Genomic DNA, 18,962 nt, shown 5'->3' with positions numbered 1-18,962 from the left:
ACTATGACAGATCCTATTCCCACTGCGGGCGAGACGACCATCATCGGCATGCCGGCCCTGAACATTCCAGTCACCTCCAACGGTGACCGTCCATTGACCCAGGACGACCTGGAGACCATGGCCCGGTTGCCTGAGGGCACAGCCTTGTTGATCTCCACCAGGGGAGCGGTGTCGGGGTCGCGTTATCTGCTGGACGAGGACCAGGTCAGCGTGGGCCGTGATCCGAAGGCGGACATTCTGTTGGACGATTCCACTGTCTCCAGGGCGCATGCGATATTCGTACGGACTGACAAAGGTTTCAGAGTCGAGGACACAGGCAGTCTGAACGGCACTTACGTCAACCGTGAACGCGTTGACCAGGCTGACCTGCACAATGGCGACGAGATCATGATCGGCAAATTCAGGTTGGTCTACTTCGATAATCGGGCTGTTATCGCCAAGAGCTGATAGGGGGCATGGATATGGCCGAAAAAGTGCCGACGCTGGTGCAGGGGGAACTCTTCTCAGCCGAGCAGGCTGAGGGTACGACCCGGGGCTATCGGGGCACTATAGCGGCCAAGGTAGCCGGAATCACCTATCGACAGCTGGACTATTGGGCCCGCAAACGGATTGTCGAACCATCCATCAAGGCTTCGCATGGATCAGGCTCCCGCAGACTTTATTCTTTTAAGGACGTGGTCATTCTGGCTGTCCTTAAGCGTCTTCTGGATGCTGGTGTCAACCTGGTCAATGCCACGAGCACCGTTGCTTATCTTGAGCGTAGGACCGTGAGTCAGCTGGAGCATGTGACTGTGGTCTGCGACGGCGATCAGGTCAGCGAATGTTCAGGCCCCGATCAGGTCTTTGCGCTGATGCAGTCCGGGCGTGCCGTTTTCGCCATCTCTGTGGGTGCGATCTGGCATCGCATGGATCTGGAGCTGCAGACCTGTGACCATGTGGATTTGACGACTGGACAGCTGACCCCAGGTCTGCCTGAGCGGCCCATTGACGAACTGACGGCCATGCGCCTGCGTCAGCGTCTGGAGCACCAACACGAGCGGAGGCAGCGGGCTGCCTAAGCTGATGGGAACAGGGGAGAAAAGCAATAAGTAATTTGACATAACGTACATTATCGGCTTATTAGTGTTTCATCACAATTTATCTTTTCGCCCACAATGTGAATGATGGCTACTGTCCTTGCTTGGAGTTTTGCGATTGTTGACTACCTAGTGGGCAGACAATCGCAAAACTCGAATCTGATCTTTATCACCAGCGATTCATATAAGACATATAAGACAAGAGCTTGAAAACCGCACCTATGTGGCCTGCAATTGAGGCTGCGGCGACAACGGCTAAAACTTGGCATCTAAAGGTCAGTTTCCTAACACGTTCCCTTAGTGATGAAGTGTAGGCCGTTTCCTCTGAAGCATCTGTCTCTTCGGGTATAGCTCTCATAGTTCTACTCCTTGATTTGTCGGATCAAGCGGGTACATCTATGCAGGGCCGGAACATCATTTCAATATCAACTCATATTTGAGACTGAACTGTCTGTAATTTGATTCAATAGACCTGTACCGATATAGGGCATACAGGCACACCCTGTTCCAGGGGCTTTGCTGATACCGACATGCATTCGTTGGCGCAAGACCGATCTGGAACAGGGTGTTATTCCTGGAAGTAATCTTCGGCGGCCTGAGACAATTGGTCGACTTGGTCGATGACGCGATAGCAGCCGTGAGACTCAAGTTCCCCGGGCTCGGCATAGCCCCAGCCGCACCCCAGGCAGTCCAGACCGGTTTCCTGCGCACCATCCGCATCAGTCCAGCGATCGCCGACCATAAGGGCCCGGTCGCCGTGTTCGGCATCGAAACCAAGCTGCTCCAGCGCGTAGGTGATGACCTGATCCTTGGTGACCCTTGTAGAGTCCTTGCTGGCGCCATAGACTCCATCTACCAGTGGCCTCAATCCGAAGTGGTCACAGACGGGCAGGGCCTGATACTCAGGCTTGCAGGTGGCCACGGCCAATGTCATACCATGCTCGTGCATACGATTCAGCTGCTCTGGGATGCCGTCGAAGACGGTGGCGAGCAGGCGTCCAGGGATGTGTTGTCCAGGATGCTCCGGATCCTCGAATGATGCCTTCTCGCTGTAATAGCGCCGGTAGATCTGTACGCCCCTATCGACGTCTTCCTCCCTGACGCCGTTGCGGCGCAACGATACTTTGACGGCCGGTCCGATGAATCTGCGAAGCTCGCTTTCATCGGGCACGGGATAACCAAGATCCTTAAAAGTTTGCACCACGGAAGCGATAATGCCAGGATGCGAGGCAGTCAGGGTGCCGTCGAGATCCAGAAGAACCAGGCGGCGCGGTGATTTACTCATAGTCAGGGAACCACCCTTCACGGTGCATTTTCAGACGCTTGTCAAGTACAGCCTTGAGCTCGTCCTCGGATCGACGCTCCAGCAGCATATCCCAGTGGGTCCTGGTCGGTTTGCCGGTTTTGCCGGACTCCTGCTCGTCATGCCCCTCAAGGTGAGCGATCTGCCCGCAGCGGCATTCCCACTCCTGTGGCACCTCAGCACCCTCAGCCAAGGGCAGAATGGTCCGATGGCCTTTCGGGCAGATGTAGGCGACCTCGCTGCGTGCCGCGAAATCCACATTCTGATCGGATTCCAGGGATTTCGCCCCTATGCTCATGCCGCGAAGACTGCGCTCTGCCATGATTCCTCCATACTTGTGTCCGTCACTGCCTCCAAGCTACAGAACAGTGTTGACCTGAAACTTATTCCCAATATGCGGCCGTGTTCACTCCACGCCTGTATAGGCCACAATGCCCCGGTTGACCTGGTCGGCGGCGATGCTGGCAGTCCTGGCCAGGTGATGCCCTCCCCTGCCCAGGTAGGGTTCCACCTGGACGATCTGGGTGAGTACGTCGGACAGGCGCTTGGCGTTGCGCACGAAGTCCCCTGCCGTCAGATCGCTGTCACGCAGGATGGTGGTCAGCGAGTCGCCGCAGGCCCAGTCGTAGATGGTCGGCCCCAAGCCAAAGTCGAGTTCAAGCGGCAGTTCCAATCCAGCCTGATCGCAGCGTTCCTGTACCTGGGACCATTGGCGCTTCATATCCTCCATGGCGTCAACCAGCCTGGGAGCTCGATACCCGGCCCTCTCCCCCGGTTGCTCCCCTACCCCACGGCGGGATTCGTAGACCAGTCCGGAGACGGCCGCTGCAAGTTCAGCGGGTTCCAGATCGTTGAGGATGCCCCGATCCAGGATCTCGGCAAGGCTCAGATCCTGCTCGCTGTAAATGCGCCGGAGCAGCTGCCCCTTCCGGGTCAGTCGGCAGTCGTCAGGGTCCACGGGACGGGTGTAATGCAGGTCGGCCAGAATCTGGCAGATTCTGTCGAACTGGCGCGAGACTGACCCTGTTTTGGACTCGTACTGTTCCCGGGTGCGTTGCAGCTCCTTGTCCATGCGGATCCACCGGTTCCCCCAGCGCAGGTGCGTGTGCAGGTCCGGGCACTGGCGGCAGGGATGGTTGCGCTCCTGCTCGCGCAGCTGGTCGATGTGCCGGTCGAGGTCGCGGAATGCCTGGTCGCGGGCCTTCTCGCTGGTGAACCTTTGCCGCTTCAGGCGGCGGCGATCGTTCTTCTGGGCTGAAGACAGGGCTGCGCGGATGCGCATGAACTCGATCAGATCGCCACGGCTGCACTGGGCGGCCTTCCGGTAGTCTTCCAGGCCGCTGGTCAGGGTCTCGATGCGTTCCTCCAGCTGAGAGGCTGATCGGTTGGCCTCCCACTGGGCGAAGGAGTGGTCCAGGGTATCTCGCGCACGCGTATAGCTGGATGAGTTGAGCAGGTTGACAGCCATGTTGAAGGTGGGCCGGAAGCTGGAGTGCAGCGGGTAGACCCTCCTGCTGGACAGGGCGGCCATGGTCTTGGGGCTGAAGTCCCGGTGATCGACCACTACTACATGGCCGATGTCGTCGATGCCGCGCCGGCCGGCCCGACCGGTCAGCTGGGTGAACTCGCCGGGGGTCAGAGCTACATGGCCGGTGCCGTCGAACTTCTCCAACTTCTCGACCACCACGCAGCGGGCGGGCATGTTGATGCCCAGTGCCAGGGTCTCGGTGGCGAAGACCACCTTAAGCAGTCCCAGTTCGAACAGATGTTCGACTATCTGCCGAAAGAGAGTAACCACGCCAGCGTGATGGGCTGCAAAGCCCTGCTCGAGTGCGAAGCGGAACTGGGAGAATCCCAGCGCCTTGAGATCCTCCTTGCTGAGCTGGCCGGCTGCCATGGAGTCCACGATGTGCCTTATGCGACGGGCCTCCTCATCAGTGGTCAGCTGCAACCCTGCCCGGATGCACTGCTGGACGGCCTGGTCGCAGCCGGTGCGTGAGAAGATGAAATAGATGCCGGGCAGCATGTCCATGAAGTCCAGCTCATCGACCACGTCGGCTCGGCTAGGACGGTATCGCTCCCCCATCCGTCGCTCCGGCCTGCCGCCCCGGCCATGGCGATGGTGATGCCCCTGGCCGCGGGCCTGGGCACGCTCCTGTCCGACCTTGTCCAGTTGGGCCAGCCGGGAGACCAGACGCGGGTTGATCTTTGAAGTCTGCCGTCCTGAGCCGTCGTGCCGATACAGATCCAGGATCTCTGGTTCGGTGTGTCTGTCGGCCTGGACCAGGACATGCTGCTCCAGCGGCACGGGCCTGCGCTCGGAGACCACCAGATGGGTGCGTCCGCGCACCGAGGAGATCCAGTCGGAGAATTCCTCCACGTTGGACACGGTGGCCGACAGTCCCACAATGCGGGTGGAGGCCGGCAGGTGGATGATGACCTCCTCCCAGACGGGCCCTCGGAAGCGGTCGGCCAGATAGTGGACCTCGTCCAGGATTACGTATTTCAGGGCAGTCAGGGTCGAGGACTGTTCATAGAGCATGTTGCGCAGGACCTCGGTGGTCATGACCACGATGTCCGCCTCGGAGTTGATGGAGGTGTCGCCGGTCAGCAGTCCCACCCGGTCCTCGCCGTAGCGGTCGACCAGGTCATGGTATTTCTGGTTGCTCAGGGCCTTGATGGGGGTGGTGTAGAAGGTCTTGACGTTCTGCTCCTGGGCCAGGAATACTGCGAAATCGGCCACGATGGTTTTGCCGGCACCGGTGGGAGCGGCTACCAGGACATTATCGCCATCCTCCAGGGCGGTGATGGCCTCCAGCTGGAAGTCATCCAGTGGGAAGGGCAGCTTGGACTGAAAACGTGCGGGTGCACCGGTCATGCGTTTGCGGTGACGACTGAAACGGGCGTAACGTTCCGCCGGCCCCGGTTCGGATGTTGGTGAATCCTGTCCGTGGTGACGATGACCTGACATGTTCCTCCAAGAACTACTTATTGAACTGCTTCCACCGCCGCCAGATGCGGCCGTGGTTTCTCCTGCGCTGCTCCTTGCGTTGCAGGACCAAGGCATGGGCCTGGCTGTATCGCTCGGTTGATTGCGACAGAGGCAAGGCGAAGGCCGGACCCTCGGCCCTGTCCGTTGCCTGGGACTGCCCTGCTGCCGGGGGTTGGGGCATGTGTCGGTTCAGATCGTCTGAGACTCGTCCTATGGAGCGACTGGCTGCCATAGCGTGACGGATGGCGTAGACGGCTCCGCAAATCAGCATGGCCAGCATGAAGATCACCAGAAGGATCCAGATCCATCCAGGCATGGAACTCCTCTCCGACCGGAGTTAGCGCCGGTCCCGCTCCTTGTCGTGAGCGTCGCTGATGGTGATCTCGCGCTGGGCACGGGCCAGGATCATGGTGCGCAAGGTCTTGGGCGCCACTGCGGTGATGTGCTTGGCGTGGGCGATGCAGAAAGCCACGAACCAAGAGTCCGAGGAGACGGTCAGGTGAACCTTCTGCCCGGAACCGCAGGGCTCCACCGAGGCACCCGGCAAGGATTTGATGTAGGGCAGGTCCGGCCGGTCGGTGATGAAGACCGCAGCCGTGCCGTTGTCGAAGGACCACTTGCGCAGTTCGCTGACCGGCACATCGGGAAACTCCACCTTATGGCTGGGCTTGACGATGGTCGCATGCTCGATTCTGGCGATACGCAGAACCTGCCATTGCCTGTTGCGCCCGGTGCCCTGTTTGAGGTGGCGATGTGCCCCGTTCTTGCCCTGGTTGGAATCAGAGGGAGCATCTGCAGCCTCAGTGCCCTCTGCCGCGTCGCCGATATCAGTCCAGGCGGCGACATAGTAGACACCCTCATCCACGAAGATCTTGGCAGGGGCCACCACCTTGCGGCGGGTGCGGCCGGCAGCATCTGTGTACTCCATGTCCAGCAAAGATTCGGTCTTGATGGCACGGCGCACTACCGAGAAACTCTTGGGTTCTGTCTCATACCCAGTAAGGGATAGCCAAGGTGTCTCACCCGGCCCAACATGTGTGCGCAGACGCTGGTAGAGCGACTCGGCCTGGGTCCGGGACTGCTCGGGCAACAGGGGCGAATGGGCCAAGTAGTTGAGCGAAGCGGTCAGCATGCTCAGATACTGGGGGGAAATGCCAGCCAGCCGTTCCAGCCCCAGCGAATTGGTGGCTGAGACGATGCCGCTGTCGTCCAGCAGGGACCAATCGATGTCGAAGAACTGGCTGCCAGCCATCTCACCGTCGTCTGAGACCGTGGTCAGGGTGTTGATGTCCTTGTGGATGGTATTGACGTACTTGCGGAGCTCTTCCTTACTGCTAGGGTGGCCGATGAAGCGCTCAGCCAGCTCGGCCAGCGAGAACTCCTCGCCCAGGTGCGCTGAAAGGAAGAGCATGAGCCGCAGGCGGCGGTCAACCTCGGATCCAGTCTGGAAGGAGGATGCACTGGCCCGGCGAGCGTGCCTGAGATCCGTATCGTCATCGCTCAGGTCAGTGGCGAAATGCTCGACGCTGGTCCGGGCGATTTCCGGCGAAATGACCGTTGCTGCGCCTGGACTCAGCGACTCATCGGCCAGCTTGAAGCGGGCGGCTGCATCCAGGCGGCGCCGGAAGGCGTCTGCAGCCTCCTGGGGGCTGACGATGGAAGCATCAGGGTGCTCCAGGACGAACATGGCCAGATCGTCTGAATCGGCATAGGCCACGTTCAGATTCTCCCCGTCCACGTCCACTGTGGCGGCGAAGCGGCGAGAATCGATGACCTTGACCAAGTTGTCGGGAATACGCTGAGTACCCAGTCCAGGGGCTATGGAGTCCAGTCCCAGACCGGGGATGGGCACCTGCGGCACGCGGGGCGTGGTGCGCGAGACCGGTCGGGCCGGCTCCTCGCAGGCCTCCTGGGACATGGCAATTGATCGCGCAAGATAGTTGGCAGCGGCCAGCACTGGCATGTCCTCTTGGTTGAAGTGCATGCGTATGCGTGGCTCATCCCCCAGTTGCAGACGGTAAGACGCGAAATCCTGCCCCTCGGACTTGGAGGAATACTCGGGCTGACGTGACTCGATGGCTATGCCCATGGCTGCCAGCTTGGCCCGGTCACGCTGGAACTGCTTGGCGAAGGCAGCCTTGGCGGCCTGGTCTGCCAGCTCACCGTAAGAGTCGGCATAGGCCTTGACCCGCTGGGCTATTTGCCGAGATGTAAGCCATTGCGGGAAAGCAGACGATAAGACGGCTAGGACATCAAGTTCGTGCTTGCCCCATTTATCCGAGAAACGCCGTCTTCCGTTCGTGCCTTCTGCCATCAGTCCTCGCGTATCGTTAAAATTTTGACTGTTAGTGCGCCTAACGCACGTCTACCTATCATAGATTGATTTTCAGGACCGTGGGAGCCAAACACCCAAATACGGTACCTTTTCTTGACAGGCTGAACCCTGTTGCGCCTGGCTCTAGACCCACTCGTCCGGTTCGATCCCCTGGGGTCCAACATACTGACCGTTGGGCACGTATGAGGAGCGCCCTTGATCGCTCAGATGGGCATCGGCATATAGGGTCACATCCCTGCCGAAGGTCCAGTCCCCCTCAATGGTGACCGAGTTGGCAGCCGCCAGGCTGGGAACCCCATAGGGGAATCGCTCATCGAAGTCGGCAATGTACTTGTAGTAGCGCTCATCCAGCTGGACGTTTGGGAAATCGTAATTGCCGTCCTCCATCTCATAGGAGTCGGTCAGATGGAAACGGTCGGAGCGCATAATAAATAGGTCGTCGGTGGTCTTGACCGGCAGGAAGCGCATGCGGTCCACCTGTACGCAGATGGCCCCTTCGAAGAGCGAGGCGGCAGAGCCCATGGCGGTTTCCAGTTGCACCACGGGTCTGGTGGAAGGGTCGGTGGGGTCGACGGTCTTCCGGTTCTCGATGATGGGTAGGGGAAGCACGCCGTCATATTCGGCTAGCTTATCGCGCAGAGCATCGACTCTGACCCAGATGCTGTTGGTGTTGAAGTAGGGATGCTTGCGGATGGACATGGCCGAGCTGCGGTCGTGCGGGTCCACCTGGGACATCTCCCGCAGGATAAGGTGCCCAGTGGCCTTGTCGATGACGATATGGCCGCCTTTGCGGTCAGCCTCGGTCCGCTTGGCCACCTCGATCATGAAGGGTGCTCCGGACTGCGCGAAGTAGCCGGCCAGGGTCCTTGAAGGCCTGGCGCCCAGGTTATCGGAGTTGGAGATGAACAGGTAGTCGATACCCAGCTTCTCAAGTTTGTCCAGCAGTCTGGTCTCCCAGATGGTCGAGAAGATGTCGCCATGGCCGGGAGGGCACCATTCCAGGTTGGGATTGGCCGGGAAGTCGACTGGACGGCCGGTGTCGGCATCGATCTTGGGTTCGATGTGCTGAATGATCTCCATGGGCACATCATTCTGGATAAAACGACGGTCTTGCTTGACCACGCGCATGGTGTCGCGCGAAGTGCGGAAGGAGTTCATGAAGATCAGTGGCAGCGGTACTCCTAGGCGCTTGCGGGCAGTCAGCACCTGGCCCATGATGATGTCCAGAAAGCGCATCCGACGGGCCTTGTGGCGGCGGATAGGCAGCAGGGACTTGGCCTTTTCCAGGCCCATGGAGGTGCCCAACCCACCGTTGAGCTTGATAAAGGCGGTGCGGGAGAACGCGTCCAAGGCCATGTCCATGTCCATGGAGTCGTGGATGTCTTTGGTGCGGGGCACATCCTTGAGCGGGGTGACGTCCTTCTCGCGCACGCAGGCCTTGGCATCTCCCCGTTCCCAGGTTTCGTAGAGGTGCCTGAACTGGTTGATGGAGACTTCGCTCATGCCCTTATCGCGCATCTTCGCGGCCGAAAGGTCGAAAACATCTGTGCTCATGGAACCCCTTTCGGGCTGGGACGACTTGCGGTCGACGCGGGTTGCGCCGACCGTACAGAAACATGATAGCAAGTTGAGTATGGGACTCGGTCTGTTTGGACTTGTCTACCGGGACTCGCCGGACCATTGTCGGGCCCGCCACGCTGTGCTACTATCTCTACTCGGTGCTGATGCACCGTCGGGCCGTAGCGCAGTTTGGTAGCGCACTTGACTGGGGGTCAAGGGGTCGCGGGTTCAAATCCCGCCGGCCCGACCACAAAGCAGCGATTCCAAGGTTTTAAACCTTGGAATTATTTATATCCTCCAATGTCCGGCACATATTCAACATGTCGCCGGTGCTTCCTGTGTTATTCGCTCTTTTTCTGCACTGCACTGTATTGGATTAGGGCGGCATCTTATGTGGAGGGTTCATAGCAATCGGTTTATCACTAACTTGCATCCTCTGCCCTGCATACTCATATCAGGCTGCCGGATGGCCGGAATCAATCGACAGCCCAACGAATTGAGCTTACATTGTCCAGGAGGCTTTCGTCGTGGGAGACGACCACTAGAGCTCCCTGGTAGGGAGCCAGCACCTCGGTCAGAGCCGCCTGAGAGCGCAGATCCAGGTGATTGGTCGGTTCATCCAGGATCAGTAGCTGCGGATGCTTCAAGAATCCCAGGCACAGCAATAGTTTGCGGCCTTCGCCCGCAGAGAGTTCGTGACCGGCCAGGAGATCTTCTGGGTCAGCGTTGAGCTGGGTGTAAGCCGTCATCAGATTCTTTCTCTTCGTCTCCGGCAGTGCGGCTGCGTCTTCCATGGCTTTTTGCATGAGTGCCGGGTCGATGATCTGAGGCAGGATCAGGCAGGGCAGATCTGGGGGCAGGCCGGCGATCAGCAGCTCAAGCAAGGTGGATTTGCCTCGTCCATTAGGTCCGCTGATGCCGATGTGGTCTTTCGGCCCTATACTGATGGTCTCTATTGTTGGTTCGTAACGGTTTTCTGCTTGGCTGTCTGCAGCGAGATGCAGGCGGAAGTCCTTGACGCCATGCCCTTCCATCCAATCACCTAGGTCGCGAGCGTCAACCCGGACTAGTTCACGTTTGTGGCTGGCTTTGACCTGCAGGCTTATGCTCCCGTCATAGCGTTTGGCTGCAGTCTGCAAGTTGGCGGTACGTCTGCTGGTCGCGGCGATGCGTGCGTCAGCCTGATGATAGCTACGGGCGGCCGCTGTTCCCGAGGTTCCAGGTCTGGCAAGAGCTTGTGGGTGTTCCGGGCGTCGTGGTCGTGGGGGTCGATTCGGCCTCCCTGCCGTCTTAGGGCATCAAGATGCTGGAGTTTCTGGAAACGGGCAGCCTTGAACCGATTGAGCCTGTCCAATTCCCGTCGGTTGCCGTCCAATTCCTCCTGGGCTCGACGGTCCTCAGCCCTCTCTTGCTCCTCTATCTGCGCCAACGTTCCCTTGAATAGGGTCAGCGTCAGCACGTTGCCGGTCGGTGTATGCCGTGTACGGAAGACCAACGACTTGGGGCAGCTGGCATCGATCAGGGCCCGGTCGTGGGAGATCAGCAGACCGATGCCTGCGAAGCGGTCCATGGCCTGGCCGATACGGGTCCTGGTCACTGCATCCACATGGTTGGTCGGCTCGTCCAGGACTAGCAGGTCGGGTTCCCGGCTGAGGGAGCAGGCTACTTGCAGGCGCTTTGCCTCGCCGCCAGAGAGTGTCGGATACCGGTAGGTCCAATCGTCCGCGATGCCTAGTGTCCTCCTAATGGCCACGGCCCGCTGCGACCAGTCGTTGGCGAAATCTTCCAGATTAGGCGGTTGTTCGGCGATGTTCTGGGGACAGTATTCGCATACCAAGCTGCCGGGTTTCGGACTGATTCTTCCCCGGGTCGGCGATAGGCGTCCGCACAGGAGTCGAGCCAGGGTGGTTTTGCCGCAGCCGTTGTCGCCGAGCATGGCAGTCCAGCCCCGGTCCAGGGTCGCAGACAGATGCTCGAAGATGGTCGATGGGCTGCCCGGATAGGCGAAGCCGAGGTCGGTGATGGTGATGACGCTAGGATTCGGCATGGGTCTCCTCCTGATGGTAATGCGGTCTGGTTCATCATCAGGGGAGTCGTCGGCTGTGACTGGTCGAGCGCCTGGTCAGCCCGTCACCTTGTAGTTGCGGCCCACTATTATCATGTGGGCATTATTGCAGTGCATGGCGCGAATGCGAGTGGCAAGAATTTTGGCCTGAGGACTCCCCTGTTGGGGACAGTCGCCACAGGTAACCGGGGAGCTCGTACTTTGATCACTTCGCGTGGGTGGCGCGTTGGAACAGGGCTCACCAATTCCGACGGTCTCTGCTGACCGCCTGGGCAACTGTTTCATCACAGACGCAAGTCGAGGTCCTCTTTCTCTCGGAACACCTTGGCATATGGGGCTGTTCCTCAAAATAGCTTTCTTCCCCTCAACTTTAACCCAGAGCCTCCTCTTTTGCATTGCGTTTCAGACAGATGTTGGTTGCCGAGCTGCCCTGTGGCGGATTTGTTGAAAAATCAGCAGGATTTCGTCTCTTATCGTTATTTGTTGTGAACTTGGGAGATGGTCGAGCTGATGTACTCCGACAGGGCTGCGGTTGCCGGTCCCTCCCGTTCTATTTACAACCACCAGGAGTGGGCTGAGGACCGCTGCGGGAGTCTGCAAAAGGATCATAACCAGGACAACTGCCTTGCGCCTGGCCGAAGACGCCATCCCATTTACCGTCATCTGCGCTCAGCCTTGGCCTGAGCCACAATTAAGGTATAAGAGCTTGCGTCCGGCGGCGACATGAAGTGGGGCCAATTATGTTAGAAGCCGCTTACTGCCTCTATTGCCTTTCTGGATGGAACGCACACTTGGCGGTATTTTTTTACACGGTGAGCGCATGGCATCCATAACTGCAACCAAGCTGCTCCCCTACCCTAGCCATCCTTACCGCGATTCTGCAGACCTGGCTCAACTGCTTCTGGACAATGGGTTGACAGGTATCAGCGTGCGGGATCTCGCGGACCGTATGGGGGTGGTTGGCTATTATCCCTCAAGGGTTATTGGTATGCCTTTCCTGCTCCTGTGGCAGGTAGCGGTAGAACGTAAGCTGCCTTTTCTTCTGAACACTGCTTAGGATCCCATGTGGGAACACGTGTTCGACCAGGAACTATGTACCATCATCTTTGATGGCATTGTCAGCATCGAGGTCTTGCTGAAAAACTGCATGGCTGCCGAAAGAGAATCGCTCTCGCGAGGCTCCTGCTCAAACAACCGAGTGTCATTCTTGCAGACGAGCCGACCTCTGCGCTGGATCAAGACAACGCTAACGTCGTAATACGTATACTGTGCGAACTTGCCCAACAAGGCTCTGCCGTCATCATTTCACCACACAGTGAAGAAATAAAGAAAATCTGTTCGTCGATTATCGAAATAGGCTGATATACGCATAGTCGAGCTAATAGCAAGGCTGAAAAACCCATCAAACTCACAGTACTCAGTACAGGGGGTGACACGATAACTTCAACGCCGGCAAGGTGAGTTATATCGGCATTTACTGTAGTTGGCCAACATTCTTCATGCGATTGTTCAAAACTGTACAATGGCAATACATGCGATCCAGAATCGTTGCTCGCAGATTTCAAGGACCGCCTATTTTATGGCACGGTCTATCATCTAAAATCTTTGCCAAAATTCCGCCGTTATCTATACAAGTTAAGACCGGGAGTGATCCTGGTCTTTTTTGCCATTGATTGTGTATAACGACTTACCGAAAATCAGATTGGGCAAAGTGATGAACTAGCCTATCGGTTTCAGCTCGTATCAGTCGGTAGTGGGAACTTGCTAGCGTCGGCTGAATTCCAGTCGTTACTAGCAACAGTTAAAGGCGGCCAGCATGTACACGTACTGCAGCCTTTCTCAACAATGAGTTTCGGTTTCAAATCCCATCGGCCTGGCAAGACATCCGAGTCGCAAGTAAAGTTGTTCGACAGATGCGAACGAAAGTGTTATACGAACTCGCCTGACAAATAACTTTGAGATTTGCGGATGATGAGTTCTTGCAACTTTCTATTGTTCTATATTTAGCGTTACTGTCAGAGATTCTGATGATGCCAACCTATTAAATGCTATAGTCTCTGCTATCAATGGCATGAAATATGGCGTGCTTGAAACGTTTATTTGGCGCAGGAAACGGGAAAGCTTCGGGTGCTTATTGTTTTGGTGACTTTCTTTTTGCCTGTTCTGCAAAGCAAATCACCATTGAAAGTGATAGCACAAAAAGAATGAAAAATAGCAGGGCACAAATCCACGCAAGATTTGATTGCGACGAATCAAATTGCGTGAAAAGACTAGGGTGCTCGTCGCTGTAATAGCCAGCCCGAATTTGTATGGCAGCTGTGACAATCAAGCCTAATATGCTCACCGCATTCATTATTATTGCAATCACTTTCATCATTACCCCTTTTCACAGGTATTGGCCTGCGATTACTGATGGTGATTAAATTTTAGGGTACTTAACTTGCCGGTAAATGCAGTCTGCACGCTGCCATCACCAGCACTGTCGAGCACATATCAAAGGCGCATCTAAATTACTGCCTAATCTGTGTAGCTCGCCTCATTAATAAGGCTTAACGGTGATCGTGCCACATGGCGTGTATTCCCCCTAATGATTCTCAGCATTGCTTTACCTTCCAGTATCTACACTTTCAACACGTAAGCCACTTCTATTGCTTTGCGTTCGAACCTGGCATCGCTTCGGCAAAAAAAGAAGGACTTTCCTTATTGCATTAGCATGCACGAATCCCCGGCACGAGACTACCTGCATCCGGAAGCGGAGAAGCACATAAAACAAGCTATTTCAAATAATTAAACCGTGGCTCAACTACGTCTCATCCTCCTGTGATGTAGTGCATCTCAGATGCAGCACTGCAATAATCTCCCAGATCGCTGAGGCCTGTTTTTTCACCGCTATAACTTTTCGCCGATATCCCTACAAGCCGGAGTCGGCATTCTCATTCCTTCCGACTTTCAAGCCTTCCGCAGGCACTGACCAATGCGAAGAACTTTCCAGGATTATTTCTCGGGCAGGGCTTGGATGCCAATATGGGTAATATCGCCTGAGATCGGGATATTATGACCTGGAGCGTGGCAGGCTGTTGGAAGAAAGCCAGTCACTGATATCAGCAAAAGATCTTTCTGCCAAAACGAATCTTACAAACCTTTGCCTCTGTTACTGTGGAAACAGTGATGGGCTCACGCATCAACCGAAGAAGATTGATATGTTTGCTTTGATCAAGACTCGGCGCACGAAAGATCTTGTGACCTCAATGGGATGAGAAAATTTCCGTCTATGCCGCTTACACAAGGTTTTGCCTATTGCTGATAGCAGCTATTTCCTGGGCTATAGAAAGACCTTGGAGAGACTTTGTAACAAGGCCTTACACGATAATTAGTTTAATTTGCGGAACCGTAACCTATTGTGCCAGTACCCTTGCTGCGCAGAAAACTTGAATGTAATTATTAGAGCGAGTATTGCCAAACTCACGATTTTGTCATGGTAATGACGCAGGTGCTTATTGAGATGACAGCCTGCTCGTCGTGTTGTTCGGGATGCATCTATTGCTCGTAATTCGCCTTGAATGTTTTCTCTGAACTTGAGTGCCCATTGAGGACATCTGTCGTCCTTTGTATCGGCAGAGGGAGCCTGATTGCGTTTGAACCCAGTTACCATTGAGGCATGCTTGGGACAATCGACAACCCATATTGCTGTTTGCGGTTTCTGCAGGACTTGATCTGGGCATACTCAGTAGGCAAATCCAAGAATGCTTAACTATGGGATGCATTGCTCATATAATCATTGATTCATTATTCTTTATGTTATAGATACAGCTTGAATGTGTATGACCACGGCCTCTGCCTAAATGCAATTCCGAGATTGGTCTTAATCCAATCAATGCAACAAGCCGAGAAAGACTGTACTGATCGGTCTCAACAAACGATATTGACTACTGCTATTTAGTACAGCTGTTTCAGCAAACATTGAGAAATCCTCATGATTCTTTTTAAGAAGTGCCATCAATTTATAAAGATATGTTCGAGGAATATCCCAAGAAGCTACTGTTTACTATGAGTCATGCACACAACGAATATTCTCGAAAGAAACATTAGCGGGCAGCCCTATGTGCCTGATAGGCACTCTTCTAGCAAGAGGCAAATCCCACTGGGTGAGGTTGATTCGCCTATCTTTTACGGCAGTCCAAAACCGGTCGACGCCGATATTGTCATTCCCATATACAACGAGGAGGTTCAGCTGGCTGACTCCGTATCCACCTTATGCAGCTTTTTGGATAGTCACGTCAGGGATCTGACTCCCTTTAGCTGGAATATCGTGATTGCAGACAATGCCAGCACAGACGCCAGTTGGCAGATCGCCAAGTCCCTGTGTGACTGGTGTCCCAACCAGGTACGCGCCTTACACCTTGCCAGGAAGGGCCGCGGGTACGCCCTGAAGCAGGCTTGGCTCAACTCCTGTGCGGCAGTCGTGGCATATATGGATGTGGATCTATCTACCGACATCGGTTCTACGGGCAGCCTTATTCTCCCCCTACTCCAAGGCGGGGCTGACATCGCCTTTGGCTCACGTCTTATGCCGCAATCTCAGGTCATCCGCTCCCCCAAACGTGAATTCATTTCGCGCACCTACAACCTCATGCTCCGCTCATATCTGGCGGTCTCCTTTCATGATGCCCAGTGCGGCTTCAAGGCCATCACCGCCCAAGCTGCGCATGTCCTTCTGCCTCAGGTAAAGGATAACGAGTGGTTCTTCGATACGGAGCTGCTTGTGCGTGCCCAGCAGGCAGGGATGACCATGCTGGAGCTTCCTGTCCGTTGGGTGGAGGATGCCGGCTCGACGGTCGACATCCCAGACACGGTAAAAAAGGATCTGGAAGGCATGCATCGGGTCAGGGAGGGTATGGAGGCCCGAGCGGTCGAGGAGCTTCGCGTCGACCTGGACTCCCCTGCCGTCTGGGATCAGATCCGCCAGCATGAGCTGCGCGGATCCCTCTTGCCTGCCAAAGAGGAGGATTCGCATTCATGTATGCAGAATCCAGGCAAAGAAGCTGCCGCTTGTTGAGCGGCTGACAGCAAACGAAATCTCATACAGAAAGAGCAAACTTCACCTATCATGAACGCTTCATTGGCTTCTAACAGCAGCTATGGCTTCCCCCCGCATTCACAGACTTTCAATCCTCCACGATCAACAAGTGCAGATGCAGTTGCTGATGAGCACGCTTCCCGCGCGTATATTCTGCCCCGACGGACTCGTGGAGACTGGGTGGCACTGGGTGTCATGCTGCTTGCAGCCTGTGCAATATTCTTCATCAACCTCACGGCCTCCGGGTATGCCAATGAGTTTTATTCAGCTGCGGCCCAGGCTGGTTCGGTCAGCTGGAAGGCCTTTCTCTGGGGGTCCCTGGACTCGGGGAACGCCATCACCGTGGACAAGCCACCTGCAGCTCTCTGGCTGATGGCACTTTCCGTGCGCATCTTTGGTCTGAGTTCCTTTGCCATCCTCCTGCCGGAAGCGCTGATGGGGGTGGCGACCACCTACCTGCTCTATGCCACCTTGCGCCGGTACTGGGGCAACTGGGCGGGCATTGTCACCGGATTCATCTTCATGCTCACTCCAGTAGCCGCGCTCATGTTCCGTTTCAACAATCCCGATGCCTTGCTGGTGCTATTGATGACTGGAGCCACTCACGCGCTTCTTAGATCTCTGGAGTATGTCAACCATCCCTCTGGCAATCGAAAGCGCACTTGGTGGATGGTCCTGGCCGGGGCTCTGATCGGGTTTGGCTTCCTTACTAAGCAACTGCAGGTGCTGCTCGTACTGCCTGGCTTTGCCCTGGCTTTTCTTCTGGCGTCACCTACAGGCATGGTTCGTCGCATCCTGGATTCACTGGCTGCCATTGGCTCCATGATCGTCACTGCCGGCTGGTGGGTGTTGCTGACGGTCATCGTGCCAGCCAGCGACAGACCTTATATAGGCGGTTCCCAGCGCAACTCCTTCCTTGAGCTCACCTTTGGCTACAACGGTTTCGGACGCTTGACCGGCAGCGAAGAAGGATCCGTCATACCCGGCCACGGCCATGAAGGAGGTGGCATGCCGGCTGGTGGCGTTCGCGGCGGCGGTAAGTGGGGCCAGACTGGCCTCAATCGTCTGTTCAGCGGCGAGTTCGGTACGCAGATTTCCTGGCTGGCTCCTTTGGCTTTCGCCGGCATTGTCATCAGCTTGCTGGTTATCGGCAGAGCTGTCCGTACAGATGTGCGCAGGGCCAGCGTCATTGCTTTCGGAGGTTGGCTGACCGTCACCTGGCTCGTTTTCAGCTTTATGGCCGGCATTTTCCACCAGTATTACACCGTGGCTCTGGCACCTGCCCTGGCTGCGATGGTTGCCATCGGCGCATTCAGTTTGTGGATCGCCCGGGACAAGCTCTGGGCCGGGATCGTCACGCCGATTCTTATCGCCTTCACGGCCTTCTGGGATTTCAGACTGGCAGGTCGATCCCAGTGGCTCCCCTGGCTCAAGTGGGCCATTCTCATAATCGGTCTCATGGGCGCCCTGGGGTTTGCTCTGGCTGGGCTGTTGCGAATACGACGACTCGCTCTTGCAGCCCTCATTCTCTCAGTCATAGGGCTTATGGCTGGCCCTGCTGCTTGGACGCTGTACACCGTATCCCAAGGACACATGGGATCAATCGTCCTGGCCGGCCCCAGTCTGACTTCAAGGAACATGGGTGGCGGCCCCGGTGGTATGCCCGGGAGTGCTCCTGGTGGCGGTCAGCCTGGCGGTGGCCAGGCAGGCGGCATGGCACCTGGCAATATGCAACAGCAAGGTATGCCTGGTGGTGACGGCGGTCCCGTGGGCTCATACCAAATGGGCCAAGACCCGATGGATCAGCAGGAGCAGTCGAGCAAGCAGGAGCAGTCGAGCAAGCAGGGGCAGATGCCTGGTGGTAGTTCGAATAGTCAACAGGCTCCCAGCATGGGTTCTCAAGGACCAGGTCCCATGGGCCAGGATTCCTCGGGGCCACAAGAGGAATCCAGGTCTTCGGGTGCGCCCTCCATGCGTTCACAGCGCAGAGGCAAATCTGGATTCCAGGGTGGACCAGAAGGAGGAAGGATGAAAGGAGGAAGTCTGCTTGGTAGAGGCCAGTCCAGTTCCAAGGTCGTCGCCATGCTGGAAAAGTCATCCGACTCCCATCGCTGGGCTGCTGCCACGACAGGATCCCAGCAGGCGGCGGGCTATCAGCTGGCCTCTGAAAAGCCGGTTATGGCCATTGGCGGGTTCAATGGTTCCGACCCCTACCCCAGCTTGGAACAGTTCAAGCAGTACGTGAAGGATAAGCAGATTCATTACTACATGGCTGGTGAGATGGGTGGCCATCAGACGGGAGGTTCCGACACGGCCACACAAATCTCACAGTGGGTGGCCAAGCACTATACCGCAATCACGGTTGATGGCGTCACTGTGTATGATCTGACGTAACAGCAGGCCAGCTGAGCGGTGAAAGCAGCTTTTGCCTAAGAGTTACTCCCAGGTTTGCGGTAACAAGATAAAGACGAGACGAGCTACTGACTTCTAATCTGTAGGTTATGAGTAGTTGTCTCATTTGTGTGGTGTAAAAGTGCAAAGTAGCGAGCGGACT

General features: G+C 56.3%; 12 protein-coding genes, 1 tRNA gene and 3 pseudogenes. 5 read left to right on the top strand and 11 right to left on the bottom strand.

Annotation, left to right across the window (positions count from 1 at the left end; translation table 11 throughout):
• Window positions 1-3: 3 nt before the first annotated feature.
• Window positions 4-447 (top strand): FHA domain-containing protein, encoded by a 444-nt coding sequence (locus ACGG9J_RS01100; protein ID WP_390132844.1) that lies wholly within the window; start codon window positions 4-6, stop codon window positions 445-447.
• Between the two features lie 14 nt (window positions 448-461).
• Window positions 462-1,058, top strand: coding sequence for a MerR family transcriptional regulator (locus ACGG9J_RS01095; RefSeq protein ID WP_390132842.1), 597 nt, complete (start codon window positions 462-464; stop codon window positions 1,056-1,058).
• Window positions 1,059-1,644: 586 nt separating this feature from the next.
• Here the strand turns inward: ACGG9J_RS01095 and ACGG9J_RS01090 are convergent.
• The 8 genes and pseudogenes from ACGG9J_RS01090 to ACGG9J_RS01060 all read right to left on the bottom strand — a co-directional run bounded on the left by ACGG9J_RS01090 (window position 1,645) and on the right by ACGG9J_RS01060 (window position 9,260).
• The gene (locus ACGG9J_RS01090; protein WP_390132840.1) at window positions 1,645-2,361 is read right to left on the bottom strand and encodes an HAD hydrolase-like protein; all 717 of its coding nucleotides are present in this window, start codon (window positions 2,359-2,361) and stop codon (window positions 1,645-1,647) included.
• Entirely contained in the window at window positions 2,354-2,701 is a 348-nt protein-coding gene (locus ACGG9J_RS01085) for an RNA polymerase-binding protein RbpA (RefSeq protein ID WP_045935333.1), read from the bottom strand. The genes ACGG9J_RS01090 and ACGG9J_RS01085 overlap by 8 nt, the downstream gene beginning before the upstream one ends.
• Before the next feature lie 84 nt (window positions 2,702-2,785).
• Window positions 2,786-5,350, bottom strand: a complete 2,565-nt coding sequence (locus tag ACGG9J_RS01080) for a DEAD/DEAH box helicase (RefSeq protein ID WP_390132838.1) — start codon at window positions 5,348-5,350, stop codon at window positions 2,786-2,788.
• Between the two features lie 13 nt (window positions 5,351-5,363).
• Window positions 5,364-5,687, bottom strand: a complete 324-nt coding sequence (locus ACGG9J_RS01075; protein WP_390132836.1) for a hypothetical protein — start codon at window positions 5,685-5,687, stop codon at window positions 5,364-5,366.
• Window positions 5,688-5,708: 21 nt separating this feature from the next.
• A pseudogene (locus ACGG9J_RS01070) lies at window positions 5,709-6,095 on the bottom strand (WCX domain-containing protein); the annotation flags it as partial.
• Window positions 6,096-6,181: 86 nt separating this feature from the next.
• A pseudogene (locus ACGG9J_RS08335) lies at window positions 6,182-6,827 on the bottom strand (WYL domain-containing protein); the annotation flags it as partial.
• A gap of 74 nt (window positions 6,828-6,901) precedes the next feature.
• A pseudogene (locus ACGG9J_RS01065) lies at window positions 6,902-7,685 on the bottom strand (helix-turn-helix transcriptional regulator); the annotation flags it as partial.
• Window positions 7,686-7,829: 144 nt separating this feature from the next.
• Window positions 7,830-9,260 carry a UTP--glucose-1-phosphate uridylyltransferase gene (locus ACGG9J_RS01060; protein ID WP_390132834.1) on the bottom strand — a complete coding sequence of 477 codons (1,431 nt, stop codon included), beginning with the start codon at window positions 9,258-9,260 and terminating at the stop codon, window positions 7,830-7,832.
• Between the two features lie 179 nt (window positions 9,261-9,439).
• On the opposite strand from ACGG9J_RS01060, the gene ACGG9J_RS01055 reads away from it, so the two are divergent.
• Window positions 9,440-9,516 (top strand) — tRNA-Pro (locus ACGG9J_RS01055).
• Between the two features lie 226 nt (window positions 9,517-9,742).
• Here the strand turns inward: ACGG9J_RS01055 and ACGG9J_RS01050 are convergent.
• From ACGG9J_RS01050 to ACGG9J_RS01040, 3 genes are all read right to left on the bottom strand, one after another.
• Window positions 9,743-10,300 carry an ATP-binding cassette domain-containing protein gene (locus tag ACGG9J_RS01050; protein ID WP_390132832.1) on the bottom strand — a complete coding sequence of 186 codons (558 nt, stop codon included), beginning with the start codon at window positions 10,298-10,300 and terminating at the stop codon, window positions 9,743-9,745.
• 68 nt (window positions 10,301-10,368) lie between these two features.
• Window positions 10,369-11,313, bottom strand: coding sequence for an ATP-binding cassette domain-containing protein (locus tag ACGG9J_RS01045; RefSeq protein WP_390132830.1), 945 nt, complete (start codon window positions 11,311-11,313; stop codon window positions 10,369-10,371).
• A 2,149-nt stretch (window positions 11,314-13,462) separates the two neighbouring features.
• The gene (locus ACGG9J_RS01040) at window positions 13,463-13,708 is read right to left on the bottom strand and encodes a hypothetical protein (protein ID WP_390132828.1); all 246 of its coding nucleotides are present in this window, start codon (window positions 13,706-13,708) and stop codon (window positions 13,463-13,465) included.
• Window positions 13,709-15,466: 1,758 nt separating this feature from the next.
• On the opposite strand from ACGG9J_RS01040, the gene ACGG9J_RS01035 reads away from it, so the two are divergent.
• Both ACGG9J_RS01035 and ACGG9J_RS01030 read left to right on the top strand, forming a co-directional pair.
• Entirely contained in the window at window positions 15,467-16,387 is a 921-nt protein-coding gene (locus tag ACGG9J_RS01035; RefSeq protein WP_390135270.1) for a dolichyl-phosphate beta-glucosyltransferase, read from the top strand.
• A 201-nt stretch (window positions 16,388-16,588) separates the two neighbouring features.
• A complete protein-coding gene (locus ACGG9J_RS01030) occupies window positions 16,589-18,802 on the top strand; it encodes a mannosyltransferase YkcB-related protein (RefSeq protein ID WP_390132825.1) in 2,214 nt (737 codons plus the stop codon).
• Window positions 18,803-18,962 lie beyond the last annotated feature (160 nt).

It is taken from the genome of Bifidobacterium apicola, from assembly GCF_042846865.1.
Taxonomy (GTDB): Bacteria; Actinomycetota; Actinomycetes; order Actinomycetales; family Bifidobacteriaceae; genus Bombiscardovia; species Bombiscardovia apicola.
This window is presented reverse-complemented; position numbering and strand designations above follow the sequence as displayed.